13 protein-coding genes are annotated in these 14,961 nt (G+C 31.3%); 10 read left to right on the top strand and 3 right to left on the bottom strand.

All coding sequences use genetic code 11. The features are described from left to right. Window positions 1-60: 60 nt before the first annotated feature. The 6 genes from INR78_RS12990 (at window position 61) to INR78_RS12965 (ending at window position 7,753) form a co-directional block, all read left to right on the top strand. Window positions 61-1,110 carry an o-succinylbenzoate synthase gene (locus tag INR78_RS12990; protein WP_223076859.1) on the top strand — a complete coding sequence of 350 codons (1,050 nt, stop codon included), beginning with the start codon at window positions 61-63 and terminating at the stop codon, window positions 1,108-1,110. Then, window positions 1,098-2,081: a CPBP family intramembrane glutamic endopeptidase gene (locus INR78_RS12985; RefSeq protein WP_223076858.1), complete on the top strand. Its 984-nt coding sequence runs from the start codon at window positions 1,098-1,100 to the stop codon at window positions 2,079-2,081. Before INR78_RS12990 ends, INR78_RS12985 begins: the two co-directional genes overlap by 13 nt. Next, window positions 2,065-3,150 (top strand): AMP-binding protein, encoded by a 1,086-nt coding sequence (locus INR78_RS12980; RefSeq protein WP_223076857.1) that lies wholly within the window; start codon window positions 2,065-2,067, stop codon window positions 3,148-3,150. The genes INR78_RS12985 and INR78_RS12980 overlap by 17 nt, the downstream gene beginning before the upstream one ends. A 93-nt stretch (window positions 3,151-3,243) precedes the next feature. After that, window positions 3,244-3,894 carry a hypothetical protein gene (locus INR78_RS12975; protein ID WP_223076856.1) on the top strand — a complete coding sequence of 217 codons (651 nt, stop codon included), beginning with the start codon at window positions 3,244-3,246 and terminating at the stop codon, window positions 3,892-3,894. 11 nt (window positions 3,895-3,905) lie between these two features. Beyond that, window positions 3,906-6,014, top strand: coding sequence for a VWA domain-containing protein (locus tag INR78_RS12970; RefSeq protein WP_223076855.1), 2,109 nt, complete (start codon window positions 3,906-3,908; stop codon window positions 6,012-6,014). Between the two features lie 83 nt (window positions 6,015-6,097). Further along, entirely contained in the window at window positions 6,098-7,753 is a 1,656-nt protein-coding gene (locus INR78_RS12965) for a SulP family inorganic anion transporter (protein WP_223076854.1), read from the top strand. Between the two features lie 4 nt (window positions 7,754-7,757). Here INR78_RS12965 and INR78_RS12960 read toward each other — a convergent pair whose 3' ends face one another. Together INR78_RS12960 and INR78_RS12955 are read right to left on the bottom strand one after the other, a co-directional pair. Continuing rightward, complete coding sequence (locus INR78_RS12960) at window positions 7,758-9,740, bottom strand: DUF3352 domain-containing protein (protein ID WP_223076853.1); 1,983 nt, start codon at window positions 9,738-9,740, stop codon at window positions 7,758-7,760. A 3-nt stretch (window positions 9,741-9,743) separates the two neighbouring features. Then, complete coding sequence (locus tag INR78_RS12955; RefSeq protein ID WP_223076852.1) at window positions 9,744-11,387, bottom strand: acyl-CoA carboxylase subunit beta; 1,644 nt, start codon at window positions 11,385-11,387, stop codon at window positions 9,744-9,746. Window positions 11,388-11,548: 161 nt separating this feature from the next. On the opposite strand from INR78_RS12955, the gene INR78_RS12950 reads away from it, so the two are divergent. From INR78_RS12950 to INR78_RS12940, 3 genes are read left to right on the top strand one after another with little or no spacing between them, the layout of a single operon-like run. Then, on the top strand, window positions 11,549-12,085 hold the full coding sequence (locus INR78_RS12950) for an NADPH-dependent FMN reductase (RefSeq protein WP_223076851.1): 537 nt from the start codon (window positions 11,549-11,551) through the stop codon (window positions 12,083-12,085). Between the two features lie 4 nt (window positions 12,086-12,089). Continuing rightward, window positions 12,090-12,533 carry a MarR family winged helix-turn-helix transcriptional regulator gene (locus INR78_RS12945; protein ID WP_106678009.1) on the top strand — a complete coding sequence of 148 codons (444 nt, stop codon included), beginning with the start codon at window positions 12,090-12,092 and terminating at the stop codon, window positions 12,531-12,533. A gap of 34 nt (window positions 12,534-12,567) precedes the next feature. Further along, window positions 12,568-13,284, top strand: a complete 717-nt coding sequence (locus tag INR78_RS12940) for a pirin family protein (RefSeq protein WP_223076850.1) — start codon at window positions 12,568-12,570, stop codon at window positions 13,282-13,284. Window positions 13,285-13,337: 53 nt separating this feature from the next. Here INR78_RS12940 and INR78_RS12935 read toward each other — a convergent pair whose 3' ends face one another. Further along, window positions 13,338-14,486 carry an MFS transporter gene (locus INR78_RS12935; protein WP_223076849.1) on the bottom strand — a complete coding sequence of 383 codons (1,149 nt, stop codon included), beginning with the start codon at window positions 14,484-14,486 and terminating at the stop codon, window positions 13,338-13,340. Between the two features lie 290 nt (window positions 14,487-14,776). Between INR78_RS12935 and INR78_RS12930 the strand changes: the two genes are divergently transcribed. Next, window positions 14,777-14,959: a CAL67264 family membrane protein gene (locus INR78_RS12930; protein ID WP_223076848.1), complete on the top strand. Its 183-nt coding sequence runs from the start codon at window positions 14,777-14,779 to the stop codon at window positions 14,957-14,959. Window positions 14,960-14,961 lie beyond the last annotated feature (2 nt).

Here is a 14,961-nt window from a genome sequence, read left to right as displayed (position 1 = left end):
ATTTGGGTTATATATGGACTAAAAATACAAAAATAATTACCTATTTTTGAAACTAACTTTATGAAAGCAACCTACAAAAAACATATTTTAAATTTTAAAGTGCCTAGTGGTACATCTAGAGGTATTTTAAAAACCAAAGAAACTTGGTTTATAATTATAGAAAATGATGGTAAGCAAGGTATTGGTGAATGCGGAATTTTAAGAGGTTTAAGTGCAGACGATAGACCAGATTACGAAGCACAGTTACAATACACGTGTAATAATATAGAAAAAGGTTTAGATGTTCTTTATACTGAAAATGAAGAATTTCCTAGCATTCAAATTGGATTAGAAATGGCTTTTAAAAGCCTAGAAGCTAAAGACCCTTTTGTCTTGTTTCCATCTAATTTTACAAAAGGTAATGACTCTATTCCGATTAACGGATTAATTTGGATGGGCGATAAGTCCTTTATGAATCAACAAATCAAACAAAAAATAGCAGATGGTTTTGATTGTATAAAGTTGAAAATTGGCGCTATAGATTTTCAAACTGAACTTGATATTTTAAAAGGGATTAGGCAAAATTTCAGCGAAAGCGATATAGAAATAAGAGTGGATGCTAATGGTGCTTTTAGTATTGATTCTGCTTTAGAAAAACTTAAACGCCTATCTGACTATAAATTACATTCTATTGAGCAGCCAATACAACCGAAGCAATGGGAAGACATGGCAAAACTTTGTGAAAACACGCCACTTCCAATTGCTTTAGATGAAGAATTAATAGGTGTTTTTAACGATGATAAAAAGCAGGAACTATTGCGTGTAATCAATCCACAATATATCATCTTAAAACCAAGTTTTATTGGCGGATTTAAAGGTAGCAACACATGGATTACCCTTGCTGAAAAGCAAAATATTGGTTGGTGGATTACTAGTGCTTTAGAAAGTAACGTTGGACTTAACGCTATTGCACAATACACATATTTAAAAGGAGTCACAATGCCTCAAGGTTTAGGTACAGGTAGCTTATTTACCAACAATATTTCTTCACCATTAACAGTAAAAAATGGTACATTGCAATACAATACAAATTTAAATTGGGACTTTAATTTTTACCTATGGATTATATAAAACAAGCCTTTTACGCTAAGCATGATGTATGGCGTTATATTGTTGGATTATTAATAATACTAGTTGCTTGGCAGTTTGTTGGCGCTATACCTTTAATGATTGCATTAGTATTAGCAATTGTTAAACAAGGTGGAGATTTAAATAATACGCCAACAGATATAGCAGGATTGGTAGATCTTTTAGGTCAAAATAGCTTTTTGGTATTAATGTTAATCTCGTTTTTAATTGGTCTTATAAGTTTATTTTTAGTTGTTAAATTTATTCATAAACAATCCTTTACTTCATTAACAACAGCTAGAGCAAAAGTAGATTGGAAGCGTGTATTCTTTTCGTTTTTCTTTTGGGGAATTATTTCTTCTGCTATGGTGATTTTAGATTATCAATTAACACCAGAAGATTATGTGTGGAATTTCGATTTACAAAAATTCTTAGTTTTAGCAGTTATCGGTATCGTGTTGCTACCATTTCAAACCAGTTTTGAAGAATATTTATTTAGAGGCTATTTAATGCAAGGTATTGGTGTTGTTGCAAGAAATAGATGGTTACCACTTGTAATTACTTCAGTAATTTTCGGTGTAATGCACATTGCTAATCCAGAAGTAGAAAAACTAGGTTATGTTATTATGGTATATTATATAGGTACAGGGTTTTTCTTAGGAATCATAACTTTAATGGACGAAGGTATGGAGCTTGCACTTGGTTTTCACGCAGCAAATAACTTGTTTACAGCATTACTGGTAACTGCAGATTGGACAGCTTTACAAACAGATTCTATTTTAAAAGACATTTCAGAACCTGGTGAAATGGCTTTAGGAGAAATCTTTGTTCCGGTGTTTATAGTGTTTCCAATTCTATTATTTATTTTTTCTAAAATGTATAAATGGAATAACTGGAACGAAAGACTATTTGGTAAAGTTGAAGCTCCAGAATTAGATATAACTACAGATATTGGCAATGACACCAACGTATAAAAACATTCATAATCGTTTTAAGTTAAACGGTACACATTACAATTTTGAAGATTTAAAAGAAGTCGCTTATAGTTTTATTAAAGAAGGCTTAGATTTTGAAAAACAAATAGGAGACTTTTTAAATCATTGGCAAGATGATAGCGAGTTTATCGATGTAAAAACTTCAGGGTCTACAGGTCAGCCTAAAACCATAAGTTTAAGTAAGCAAGCAATGGTTAACTCTGCAATAGCTACAGGAGATTATTTTGGGTTAGAACCAGGTAATACAGCCTTAATGTGTCTTCCTGCAAATTATATAGCAGGAAAAATGATGTTAGTCCGTGCACTAATTTTAGGTTTAGAAATTGAAGTTATAGAACCAAAAACAAATCCAATTTTTGATAATGAAGTACACTACGATTTTTGTGCAATGATACCTATTCAAGTACAAAAAGCAATACAAAGATTAGATCATATTAACACGTTAATAATTGGTGGCGCTTCGGTAAATTATCAATTAAAAGAAAAGCTTCAAAATTTAAAAGTGAATGCTTATGAAACTTATGGAATGACCGAAACCATTACTCATGTTGCAGTAAAAAAGCTAAATAACTTCAATACAGATAAGGATTTTAATACTGTTGAAGCGTCTTATTTTGAGACCTTACCAAACATTAAAATTTCACAAAATAAATCGCAATGTTTAGTTATTGATGCATCAAATATTTTAGAGGAAACAATAGAAACAAACGATGTTGTAAAATTACATTCTGCTACAACTTTTGAATGGTTAGGACGCAAAGACAACGTGATTAATTCTGGTGGTGTAAAACTGTTTCCAGAACAGATTGAAGCCAAATTACAGCCACAAATAGCTTCACGATTTTTTATTTCAAAAGAAAATAATGATAAGTTTGGAGAGCAAGTTATACTTGTTGTAGAAGATAAAGATTTCAACTTAAAACCTTCAGATTTAAAAGGGTTATCTAAGCTAGAAATGCCTAAAAATATCTACACTGTAGATAAATTTATCGAAACATCTTCCGGAAAAATAAACAGAGGTAAAACATTGCAACTATTTCAAAAGTAGACTTCCCTCAACAAAAAACACACTTTACTCAATAGTTGTTTTATAAGCATTGGTTTGATTATAGTTTAGTTATAAACTTTAAAACCAAGGATTATGAAAACAATTCTATCATTAGTATTATTTCTGTTTTTAACGGTCATTAATGCACAAGAAACAACGCTAACAACTAAATCTTTAAAACTTGATAATCTAATTTCATTTGTAGCAGACAATTTTCCTTTGCAATCGGAAAATAATAACGAAGATGACGAAGATTATGAAGAAGAAGTAACCCAATTAAACTACCAAGTTACTTTTTTATTAGAAACAACGACTTCAAATTTTTCTGATGAAGATGAAATTATATTAAAGCAGGCTTTTAAATTTTTATCAGATAGATTAAGTAAAGAAGATAAGCTTTCAATAGTTGTTTATTCAGGTCAAAACGGATTATTATTAGACAACCAATCACCAAAATCACTTAAAAAAATTCTTCATGCATTAAGTGATGTAAAGAAGAATATCATCGAAGAGTATGACGATGGAATAGAAGAAGCTTATTCTCATGCAAATTCAAGTTTCAATACAAAGTCTCATAACATTTTAGTTATGATAAGAAATCCAGACGCTAAAGAACAAACGAGTGCAACAGAAGAAATTGTTGAAACCTTAAAAGCTAACGGCGCAAAAACTAAAGATAATAGTATTGTGCTTTTAACAGCTATTTCATTACTACCAGAATTAATCGAAGTTATTAAAAAATAAACCATCAAATTATGAAACTATTTTTAAAATCAATTTTAGTACTTTTTACAATAGTACAAATACAAGCACAAGAAAAAATAATAAGCGGTGTTGTCTCTGATGAGAATGGATTGCCTTTACCATCTGCAACCGTTTTAGTTAAAGGAACATCAAATGGCATTCAAACCGATTTTGACGGAAATTACTCTATTACAGCACAAGTAGGAGATATATTAGTATTTAGTTACGTTGGTTACAATACAAAAGAAGTTACAGTAGGATCTTCTAATACAATAAATGTTAGTATGGTACCAGATAATAATTTAGACGAAGTTATTGTAGTTGGTTATGGTACAACTAGACATCGTGTAAAAAAAGAAAGAATAAAAAATGCTAGTCAATTAGTAAGTAATAAACAGCAAGAATCTTCTAATGTGGTACAAGCTTTAAGTGGACAAGTTGCAGGTGTAGCTGTAATAAATTCTTCTGGACAACCTGGTAATACAGCTAATATTAGAATTAGAGGTTATAATTCATTAACAGGGAATAGAGATCCCTTATATGTTATTGACGGAAAAATTTCTAGCAAAGACGATTTAAATACTATTAAAGCAAGAAAAGTATCAGAAGTTAAAGTTGCTAAAAATTTTGTTGGTCAAGCACTTTATGGAGACAAGGGAAAATACGGAGTGGTTTTTGTAAAAACTAAAAATAGCAATTATGTACTACCAGATATAGAAAGTATTGAAAACGAATCCTACACAAAAATTCACGAGAACAAGTTTAAAACTGTAAGTACTTCGCCATTATCAACATTTTCAATAGATGTTGATAAAGCAGGTTATAGTAACGTAAGACGCTTAATTAATAATGGTCAATTTGTGCCAGCAAATGCTGTAAAAATTGAAGAAATGATAAATTATTTCAATTATAATTATCCGCAACCAAAAGACGAGCATCCATTTTCTATCCATACAGAAGTCGCAAAAACACCATGGAATCAAGACACAAAATTGGTTAAAATTGGATTACAAGGTAAAATTTATGAAAATGAAAATTTACCTGCAGCAAATCTTACATTTTTAATTGATGTATCTGGTTCTATGGGAAGTCCAAATAAGCTAGGATTATTAAAAAAAGCATTTAAATTATTAGTAAATCAGCTTAGAGAAAAAGACAAAGTATCTATCGTGGTTTATGCTGGAGCAGCAGGAGTTGTTTTAAAACCAACATCTGGTAAACATAAAGATAAAATTATTGAGGCTTTAGATAATTTAGAATCCGGCGGTTCTACAGCTGGTGGCGCAGGTATACAATTAGCATACAAATTAGCACAAGAAAACTTTAATAAAAAAGGCAATAACAGAGTGATTTTAGCAACCGATGGTGATTTCAATGTTGGCGCATCTTCAGATCAAGATATGGAAGATTTAATTACTGAAAAACGTAAATCTGGCGTATTTCTTTCGGTTTTAGGTTTTGGTTATGGAAATTACAAAGATTCTAAATTAGAAATTTTAGCCGATAAAGGTAACGGTAATCACGCTTACATAGATACAATGCAAGAAGCTAGACGTATTTTTGAAAGTGAATTTGGCGGAACGTTATTTACCATTGCAAAAGATGTAAAATTACAAGTAGAATTTAATCCAAATAAAGTACAAGCTTACCGTTTAATTGGCTATGAAAATAGATTATTAGCAGACGAAGATTTTATTGATGATACTAAAGATGCAGGCGAATTAGGCGCAGGACATACCGTTACAGCACTTTATGAAGTGATTCCTGTTGGTGTAAAAAGCGAATTTATTAAAGATGAAATTGATTTAAAATACACAGACAAAAAAGCGATTAACAATTATTCTGACGAGTTGTTTACAGTAAAATTTAGATACAAAAAACCAGACGAAGATACGAGCATAGAGATGGTTCATGTTCAAAAAGATGAAACAACAGAAGCTTCCGAAAACATGAACTTTGCTAGTGCAGTTGCTTTATTTGGTATGCAATTAAGACAATCTCAGTTTTACAATAACGCATCTCAAGAATTAGTGATTCAATTAGCAGAAAAGGGAAGAGGAGAAGATAAAAACGGTTATCGTGCAGAATTTATTAGACTCGCAAAAACACAAACATTTTAATTAATTGTATAATGAATTTAGAATTAGATTGTATTTTTAATTTTTAATCATTTATTTTTATGGTCTAACTAAAAATACAATCTATGAGTTCTAAATTTTACGATTTTAAAAACTTAAAAGGAGATTTAACTGGCGGATTAGTAGCTGGTGTAGTTGCTTTACCTTTAGCATTAGCATTTGGTGTACAATCTGGTTTAGGTGCAATTGCAGGACTTTATGGAGCAATAGCTGTTGGTATTTTTGCTGCTATTTTTGGTGGTACAGCTACACAAGCAAGTGGACCAACTGGTCCAATGACGGTTGTTTCTGCAGCATTAGTTGCTGCTTCCATAGAAATTACCGGTAGTTTGGAAGCTGCAATGCCAATCATAATTCTTACATTTTTATTAGGCGGAATTTTTCAGATTGTTTTTGGATTTTTAAACATTGCAGGTTACGTTAAATACTTTCCTTATCCAGTAGTTTCTGGGTTTATGAGTGGCGTAGGATTAATAATAATTATCCTTCAGTTGTTCCCATTTGTAGGCTTAGATTCAGAAAAATCAACTTGGTTGGTGATGCAAGATTTACCTAGATTGTTTTCAGATTTTAATTGGCAAGCTTTAGTTTTAGGTGTCATAACAATTATTGTTTATTTTGTTTTCCCGTATATAACAAAAGCGATTCCTAGTGCTTTGGTTGCTTTAATTTTTTCATCTGTATTATCATTTTTATTAAAATGGGACGTACCAATTATTGGCGAAATTCCTTCAGGTTTACCAAGTTTACAAGTTTCTGGATTGTTTTCTGTAGATGCTAGTGCTTACGCTTTAGTGTTAGAATACGCTTTGGTTTTAGCTGTTTTAGGCTCGATAGATTCGTTATTAACTTCGGTTATTGCAGATAATATGACCAAAACAAAACACAATAGTAATCGCGAATTAATTGGTCAAGGAATTGGTAACTCAATTGCTGCAATTTTTGGTGGTATTCCTGGTGCTGGCGCAACTAAAGGAACGGTGATAAATATAAATTCTGGCGGACGCACAAGATTATCTGGCGCAACACATGGGTTGTTTTTATTAGCGGTTTTACTTGGTTTAGGTAAGTTAGCAGCGTTTATTCCGTTATCGGTTTTAGCTGGATTATTAATCCCTATAGCTTTTAAAATTATTGATGTTAAAGGCTTAAAGCATTTACTAGTTGTACCAAGAGCAGATGCTGTAGTTTTAATAATTGTTTTATTAATTACCACATTTGGTAGTTTAATACAAGCAGTAGGAATTGGGTTATTATTAGCCTCTTTATTATTTATGAAACGCGCTAGTGACATAGGTGAAAAAGGCATGGAAGTTGGTACTTTGGCTGGTTTTGATGGAGAAAAACCTTGGCAAGATGAAAAAGAGTTTTACGAAGCGCATAAGGACAAAGTATACATTAAACACCTTTACGGACCGTTATTTTTTGGATTTACCTCTCATTTTCAAGATGAAATCGCAAACATTCCAGAACAAGTAAAGGCGTTAATTATTAGATTAGATCGTGTACCATATATTGACCAATCAGGCTTATATGCTTTAGAAAATGCAGTGTTAGATTTAGAACAACGTGGTATACAAGTGCTTTTAACAGCTGTACAAGAACAACCAAAAGATAAATTAATATCAATAGATATTGTACCAGATTTAATATCTGAAGCACATATTTTTGATACTATAGAAGATGCTTACGCGTATTTAAGAACACATTTTAAACTATAGCAGTTTACAGTCTGTCTTTGTAGACTAAATCTTCGTTTAGATTGTAAGCTCTCCAAAGTCCGACTTGTTTGTCTTTTCGGTATTTACCGCTAATTTTTAAAATACCATTTGGATAAAATTCTTGGTATTTACCGTGTTTTAAACCGTCTTTAAGTTCAACTATAATATGTGGTTTTCCGTTAGCGTAGTTTTTGGTGAACGTTTTTGCGGTAAGGTCTGTTGGATATAATTCAGCAACATTAAATACTGTGTTTTTATCTAAATTTTCTTCGGTAATTTCTATGGAATAAGATGAAGTGTATTGCTTTTCTTCTTTAAAGGTGAAATTGTTTTTCACAGATTCTAAGTCATCGTATTGAATAACAATTTTACTGCTAAAAAACTTGTTTTCAGGTGTTAATTGTAATCCAATTTGAGAAAAACAAATAAAGTAATCTTTGTTAGCTTTTAGTTGTTTTTTTGTGTCATTATCTACAAATTGGTAAGCCGAATTATATAAACTTGTCGTGTTAATGTAGGTAAAAACACTAGATCTATTTTCAAACCGATCTTCAAAGTCTTTAAAAGCTTCAAAATTAGTAAGCGTTTCTTTATCAATGTAAGTGTTTATAATACTTTTAAGCGTGTTTGGATGATTGCTAAACACAACATAATCGTCAATAATAGTGAAGTAAGGCTTTTCAATATCTTCAAATAATCCGCCTAAAAACAGTTTAAAAAAGCCTTTAATTTGCATGTAATTAATAGCGTAACCTTTGTAGTTTATTTCCTTAAATTTTACAGGACTTCGTTTTCTAATTTGTTCTAAAACAAAACCCAAATTTTCTTTAGCATCATCTTTATGTTTTGCTTTTAAAACTAAAGCGACATCTTGTTTAGATTGCGAAACCGACGAATGTAATTGAAGCAAAGCCACTTCGTCATCAACCCAATTTATAAAGTGTCTTTTTATGTTTATTTTAAGGAAACTTTCGACTTGCTCGATACCTTTGCTATAAGATTTAAATTGTTCTGGATTTTCTTTTTGAAGCGTCTCAAAATTTTCATAAAATTCAGAAAAACGACTGAAACCAAAGCTAAGATATAAAGCGGTTTGTTTTGGTGCTATTTCGGTAATACTACGTCCGCCTTTACCTGATTTTTGTAAGGCTTTAAGGTAGATACCAGCATTTGGATTAACATTTGTAATTCCATTTGCGGTAATGATATTTTTATTTAAATCGAAACTAAAGCCACTAAACGCTAAACTTTTACTAATTGATGTGGTTAGTGTGTTTGGTTTATTGGAGAATACTTTGACAAATTCATCTAAATAATCATATTGAAAATATAGACGAAACATATCATCACCGTCGACTTCTTTTTTAACCTCTAAAAAATTAAGATTTCGACCAATTTCTGGTTCTAAATATTGATCAATAGAGGCTTCTACTAACGTGTGCACGTAGGACGCAATCATTTGATTTTTAATAAAACTTATGTATAGCGTTTCGTGTGTTTTGTTATCGTAAACTTCAGTGATTTCATGAGTTTTATAATCTCGTTTACTCACTTTGTAATTGTTATTTACAACTGTATTTAAATGCGATTTTAATACATTTAACCGTGATAGTTTTTGTAGGTCGACTACATAAAAAAAGCCATACTTTTTTGGCGCATACACGTGAGCAGAAACTAACACATCTCTGTTACCAATACGATTAAAAACCGATTCTTTTTCTTTAAAAATAGAATCGAGTTTGTTTAGATTTTTAGCAAGCGTATTAAAATAGTCGTTAGTGTTTAGATGTTGCCAAATGTCACTTTCACTAATGGTAGCCCAATTATCTACAGGTTGATCGGTTTCGATAACATAAACCGCATCTATCGGTACTAAATATATGGATTGAATGTTATCGTTTGTAGCAAAGTAAAACACATAAACTTGATACAAACAAAAAGCTATAAACAATACTCCTAAAGCAGATAAAATGGGACGTTTTTTCATTAATTAAACTTGTAAAACACCCATATTAAAAGGTTTTTCGATAGGCGAGTGGTTAGCTGCTTCTATACCCATACTTATCCATGTTCTTGTATCTAACGGATCTATAACTGCATCTGTCCAAATACGTGCTGCAGCGTAATAAGGTGATACTTGATTATCGTATTTTGCTTTTATTTTATTAAATAATTCTTCTTCTTTTTCTTTAGTAATGTCTTCGCCTTTTTTCTTTAAAGAAGCAGTTTCTATTTGTAATAAAACTTTTGCAGCGCTATTACCACTCATAACTGCTAACTCTGCACTTGGCCAAGCAGCGATTAAAGTAGGATCATAAGCTTTACCACACATTGCGTAGTTACCAGCACCATAACTATTACCAACTACAATTGTAAATTTTGGAACAACAGAATTACTAACTGCATTAACCATTTTGGCACCATCTTTTATGATACCGCCATGTTCACTTTTGCTACCAACCATAAAACCGGTAACATCTTGTAAAAACACTAACGGAATTTTTTTCTGGTTACAATTAGCAATAAATCTGGTTGCTTTATCTGCGCTATCATTATAGATTACTCCACCAAATTGCATTTCGGTTGGTTTGGTTTTAGAGCCTTTAGTTTTTACCAATGTACGTTGGTTGGCTACAATACCTACAGCCCAACCATCAATACGCGCGTAGGCAGTTATAATGGTTTGTCCGTAACCTTCTTTATATTCATCAAATTCAGAATTATCTACTAATCGTTTGATAATTTCTTTCATATCATATTGATCGGCGCGAGATCTTGGTAAAATCCCATAAATATCTTCTGGATTATCTTTAGGTTTTTTAGCATCTATACGATTATAACCAGCTTTATCATAATCACCAATTTTATCTACAATTCGCTTAATTTTATCTAAAGCATCTTTATCGTCTGCAGCTTTATAGTCTGTAACGCCACTAATTTCGCAATGCGTAGTTGCACCGCCAAGAGTTTCGTTATCTATACTTTCGCCAATTGCAGCTTTTACTAAATAACTACCAGCAAGAAATATACTTCCGGTTTTGTCTACAATTAAAGCTTCATCACTCATAATAGGTAAGTAAGCGCCACCAGCAACACAACTTCCCATAACAGCAGCAATTTGTGTAATTCCCATACTACTCATTACCGCGTTGTTTCTAAAGATGCGACCAAAATGTTCTTTATCTGGGAAAATTTCGTCTTGCATTGGTAAATAAACACCAGCAGAATCTACAAGGTAGATAATTGGTAATCGGTTTTCTATAGCAATTTCTTGCGCGCGCAAGTTTTTCTTTCCTGTAATCGGGAACCATGCACCAGCTTTAACTGTAGCATCGTTAGCAACAACGATACATTGTTTACCACTTATGTAACCTATTTTTACAACAACGCCACCAGAAGGACAACCACCATGTTCTTTATACATGTCTTCTCCTGCAAATGCTCCAATTTCAATAGATTTTCTTTTGTTATCTAAAAGATAATCAATACGTTCTCTTGCTGTAAGTTTGCCTTTTTCATGATGTTTAGTAATACGCTTTTCTCCGCCACCAAGCTTTACTTTAGCTAATTTTTTCTTTAGTTCTGAGACTAATAATTTATTGTGATCTTCGTTTTTATTGAAGTTTAAATCCATAGAATGTCATTTTTTCACGAATTTACAAAAAGTAAATGCTTTTTAATACAAAAAATGTAATACGTTAATTAATTCATAAAATGTTACCGTTGTAAATATATTCCTTGGAATATAAATTTATATTTCCTAATTTTGTATTAACAAACAAAAAGATATTTACAATGAAAAAAATAATAGCTTTTGCAGGAAGTGATAGTAAAACATCTATAAATAAGCAATTAGTAACATATGCTTCTAAATTAACTAATGGTTTTGAGGTTGAAATTTTAGACCTTAATGACTATCCATTACCAACATATAGTGTAAATATTGAAAAGGAGTCAGGTTTTCCTGAAAACGTGAAGTTGTTTTTAGAAAAGTTAAAGACTGCAGATGCTTTTATAATTTCTCTTGCAGAGCATAATAATGCTTACACAGCAGTTTTTAAGAGTTTAATGGATTGGTTATCTAGAATAGAGTTAAATTTCTTTTTTAACAAACCTTTACTTTTAATGAGTACTTCACCAGGAGCAAGAGCTGCAATTTCGTCTTTTAGTATGGGTGAAGAAAGGTTTCCAAGACATTCGGCAGAGATTGTTTCAACATTTAATTTACCATCTTTCAATGATAATTTTAAAGATGAAAAAATTATTGATCATACATTAAATGAAGAATTAAAGCAGGCGGTAGATAAATTAACATCAGTTTTAAATAAATAATAATATGTCAAGTTTTTCAGAAGCTATAAATTCATCTTTTAAAGATAATAGAGTTAAGGCTATGCTTAATATTCTATATACTGCAAATTGGATTTCTAGTCATCAAAATGAATTTTTTAAACAGTTTGGATTGTCTCCACAACAATATAATATTTTAAGAATTTTAAGAGGCGCTAAACAGCCAATTAAGGTACAAACTATTAAAGAACGTATGGTAGAACGTGCGCCTAACTTAACACGACTTACCGATAAATTATGTGATAAAAATTTAATAGAACGCATCCCTTTTGAAGGTGATAGACGTGTTGTTTTGATTGGTATTACTAAACAAGGATTAGAATTATTAGAAAAAATAGATCCGCAAAGTCCACAATTAAATTTATTAAAAAATTTAAACGAAGAAGAAGCTAACCAACTTAGTGACTTATTAGATAAAATGAGGAATTAATATTGGGAAAATATTGCTAAAAGAAAAGAAAAAAATGAAAACAATTGTACACAAAGCAGAAGATCGTGGATATGCAAACCACGGATGGTTACAAGCTAATCATAGTTTTAGTTTTGCTAATTTTTTTAACCCAGAAAAAGTTCAATTTGGAGCTTTAAGAGTCTTAAATGACGACATTATAGCTCCTAGTATGGGATTTAGTACACATCCACATGATAATATGGAAATTATTACCATTCCTTTAAAAGGAACTTTAAAGCATAAAGATTCTATGGGAAATAAGTGGGAAATGGTTGAAACAGGTGAAGTACAAGTAATGAGCGCTGGAAGTGGCGTTCAACATTCTGAAATGAACGCCAAAACAGACGAGTATTTAAATTTATTTCAAATTTGGATATTTCCTGATAAAAAAAATGTAAACCCACGTTACGATCAAAAACATTTTAATGCAGAAGATAGGCAAGGTAAATTACAAACCTTAGTATCGTCTATAGATAATAATGACGAAGGTTTAAAAATTCATCAAAATGCTAAGTTGTCAAGAATTGATTTATCAAAAGATGAGTCTTTTACTTATAATTTGATAAGTGAAAATCATGGTGTTTACATTATGACCATTTCTGGAAGTTTTTCAGTAGAAAATAATCAATTAGAATCAAGAGACGCAATAGGTATTTATGATACAAAAGATTTCACTTTAAAAACCACTGAGGAAACTCAGCTATTGTTCATCGAAGTACCGATGAGCTAACACATTTTTAAAGTATAATTTATAAAAAAAGCACTCTAAAAAGAGTGCTTTTTTTATTTATGTTTTCTAATTAGAATAATGATCCCCGCAAGAAGAATTCCTGTACCAGCCATAGCAGCTCCAACCCAATCTGCAGAGGTATAACCGTAACCCATTGCAATTGGTAGTCCTGCAAAATACGCACCAGATGCATTACCAATATTAAATGCACTTTGATTTAAAGAAGAGCCTAAGGTTTCAGAGCCTTTTGATGCTTTTATTATCAATAATTGTATAGGTGTTGAAATTGAAAAAGCTACAACACCGATAATAAAAGTCATTACTAAAACCATTATTTTATCATGTGCCGCATATGTATTGATGATTAAACAAATAGCCATCATAATTAATACAATAGTTACAGCATAAAGCGACGAGAATTTTTCAGCTAATTTAGCACCAACAAAATTACCTATAACCATACCTAAACCTGCCAATATCATTGCATAGGTAACAATATCCTCAGTGTGATGAGCCACTTCTGTGATTAACGGAGCTATATAACTATACCAAGCAAAAAAACCGCCAGTTCCAATTGTTGTTAGAAGTATGATTAACCAAAGTTCTGTACGTTTAAAGATTTTAAATTCTTCTAAAAAGCTCTTATCAGAAGAATTCTTTAAAAATGGCATCCAAAATTTGACACCTAGTACAGCCATAATACCAACTAAACCAACAAGTAAGAAAGATACACTCCAAGAAAAGTTTTTTCCTAAATAAGTACCTAGTGGTACACCTAAAAGGTTAGCAAAGGTTAGTCCGCTAAACATAATTGCTATACCTTGTGCTTCTTTACCAGGTTTAGATAATTTACCAGCAACAACAGCACCAATACCAAAAAAAGCACCATGTGGTAAACCAGATAAAAAACGTAATATAATGAATGAATTATAGCCAGTTGCAAAAGCAGATAGCGTATTAAATACGGTAAACCAAATCATCAAACCTAAAAGCACTTTATTTGAAGGAAACTTGCTTCCAAAACCTATTAATGTAGGAGCACCAACAACAACGCCTAATGCGTACGCCGAAATAAAATGACCAGCTACAGGAATAGTAATATCAAAAGCAGTTGCTACATCTGGTAGAATTCCCATAATAACAAATTCAGTAAGTCCAATTCCAAATCCGCCAATTGCTAAAGACAGTAAGGCTTTATTCATATAAAAAAGGTAGTTTAAGGATAAAACAAGTTGCAAATGTAATTTGTACAATTAACTTTAGAATCCTTAATTTTTATAATAATATGTTAATTGAAAACTCTCTAAAATAACCCCTAAAAAATTAATAAATAAAGAAAAAAAGAGAATCACTTTAATTAATTTATAATAGACAAATTGGTAACTCTTGTAATTAAATTTGTGTGTTAGAATTGTAAAAAAGCACTTAAATTATCTGCTTTTTTTACAAAATAAACGATATTTGTTTTTACTAAACTATAAAAGGATTTAAAATGGCAATGAATAAAAATACAGTCTTAGCATGGGCAACAATAATAATGATAATAGTAGGATTAGCGCTAATAGCACTTGGTGCTTTTAGGTATGATGATGTTGCTGGTTGGGGATTTGCTTCTGTAGGAATTGGTTTTTTTGCAATCGCATGGGTATTTAACGCACTTAAAGGTCGCGTATAATT

Origin of the sequence: Mesoflavibacter sp. SCSIO 43206 (genome assembly GCF_019904215.1) — a bacterium.
Taxonomy (GTDB): domain Bacteria; phylum Bacteroidota; class Bacteroidia; order Flavobacteriales; family Flavobacteriaceae; genus Mesoflavibacter; species Mesoflavibacter zeaxanthinifaciens.
This window is presented reverse-complemented; position numbering and strand designations above follow the sequence as displayed.

Bases quoted from the DNA above. Each gene is read 5' to 3' on its own strand.
- INR78_RS12990 (WP_223076859.1), top strand. From the start codon at position 61: ATGAAAGCAACCTACAAAAAACATATTTTAAATTTTAAAGTGCCTAGT.
- INR78_RS12985 (WP_223076858.1), top strand. From the start codon at position 1,098: ATGGATTATATAAAACAAGCCTTTTACGCTAAGCATGATGTATGGCGT.
- INR78_RS12980 (WP_223076857.1), top strand. From the start codon at position 2,065: ATGACACCAACGTATAAAAACATTCATAATCGTTTTAAGTTAAACGGT.
- INR78_RS12975 (WP_223076856.1), top strand. From the start codon at position 3,244: ATGAAAACAATTCTATCATTAGTATTATTTCTGTTTTTAACGGTCATT.
- INR78_RS12970 (WP_223076855.1), top strand. From the start codon at position 3,906: ATGAAACTATTTTTAAAATCAATTTTAGTACTTTTTACAATAGTACAA.
- INR78_RS12965 (WP_223076854.1), top strand. From the start codon at position 6,098: ATGAGTTCTAAATTTTACGATTTTAAAAACTTAAAAGGAGATTTAACT.
- INR78_RS12960 (WP_223076853.1), bottom strand. From the start codon at position 9,740: ATGAAAAAACGTCCCATTTTATCTGCTTTAGGAGTATTGTTTATAGCT.
- INR78_RS12955 (WP_223076852.1), bottom strand. From the start codon at position 11,387: ATGGATTTAAACTTCAATAAAAACGAAGATCACAATAAATTATTAGTC.
- INR78_RS12950 (WP_223076851.1), top strand. From the start codon at position 11,549: ATGAAAAAAATAATAGCTTTTGCAGGAAGTGATAGTAAAACATCTATA.
- INR78_RS12945 (WP_106678009.1), top strand. From the start codon at position 12,090: ATGTCAAGTTTTTCAGAAGCTATAAATTCATCTTTTAAAGATAATAGA.
- INR78_RS12940 (WP_223076850.1), top strand. From the start codon at position 12,568: ATGAAAACAATTGTACACAAAGCAGAAGATCGTGGATATGCAAACCAC.
- INR78_RS12935 (WP_223076849.1), bottom strand. From the start codon at position 14,486: ATGAATAAAGCCTTACTGTCTTTAGCAATTGGCGGATTTGGAATTGGA.
- INR78_RS12930 (WP_223076848.1), top strand. From the start codon at position 14,777: ATGGCAATGAATAAAAATACAGTCTTAGCATGGGCAACAATAATAATG.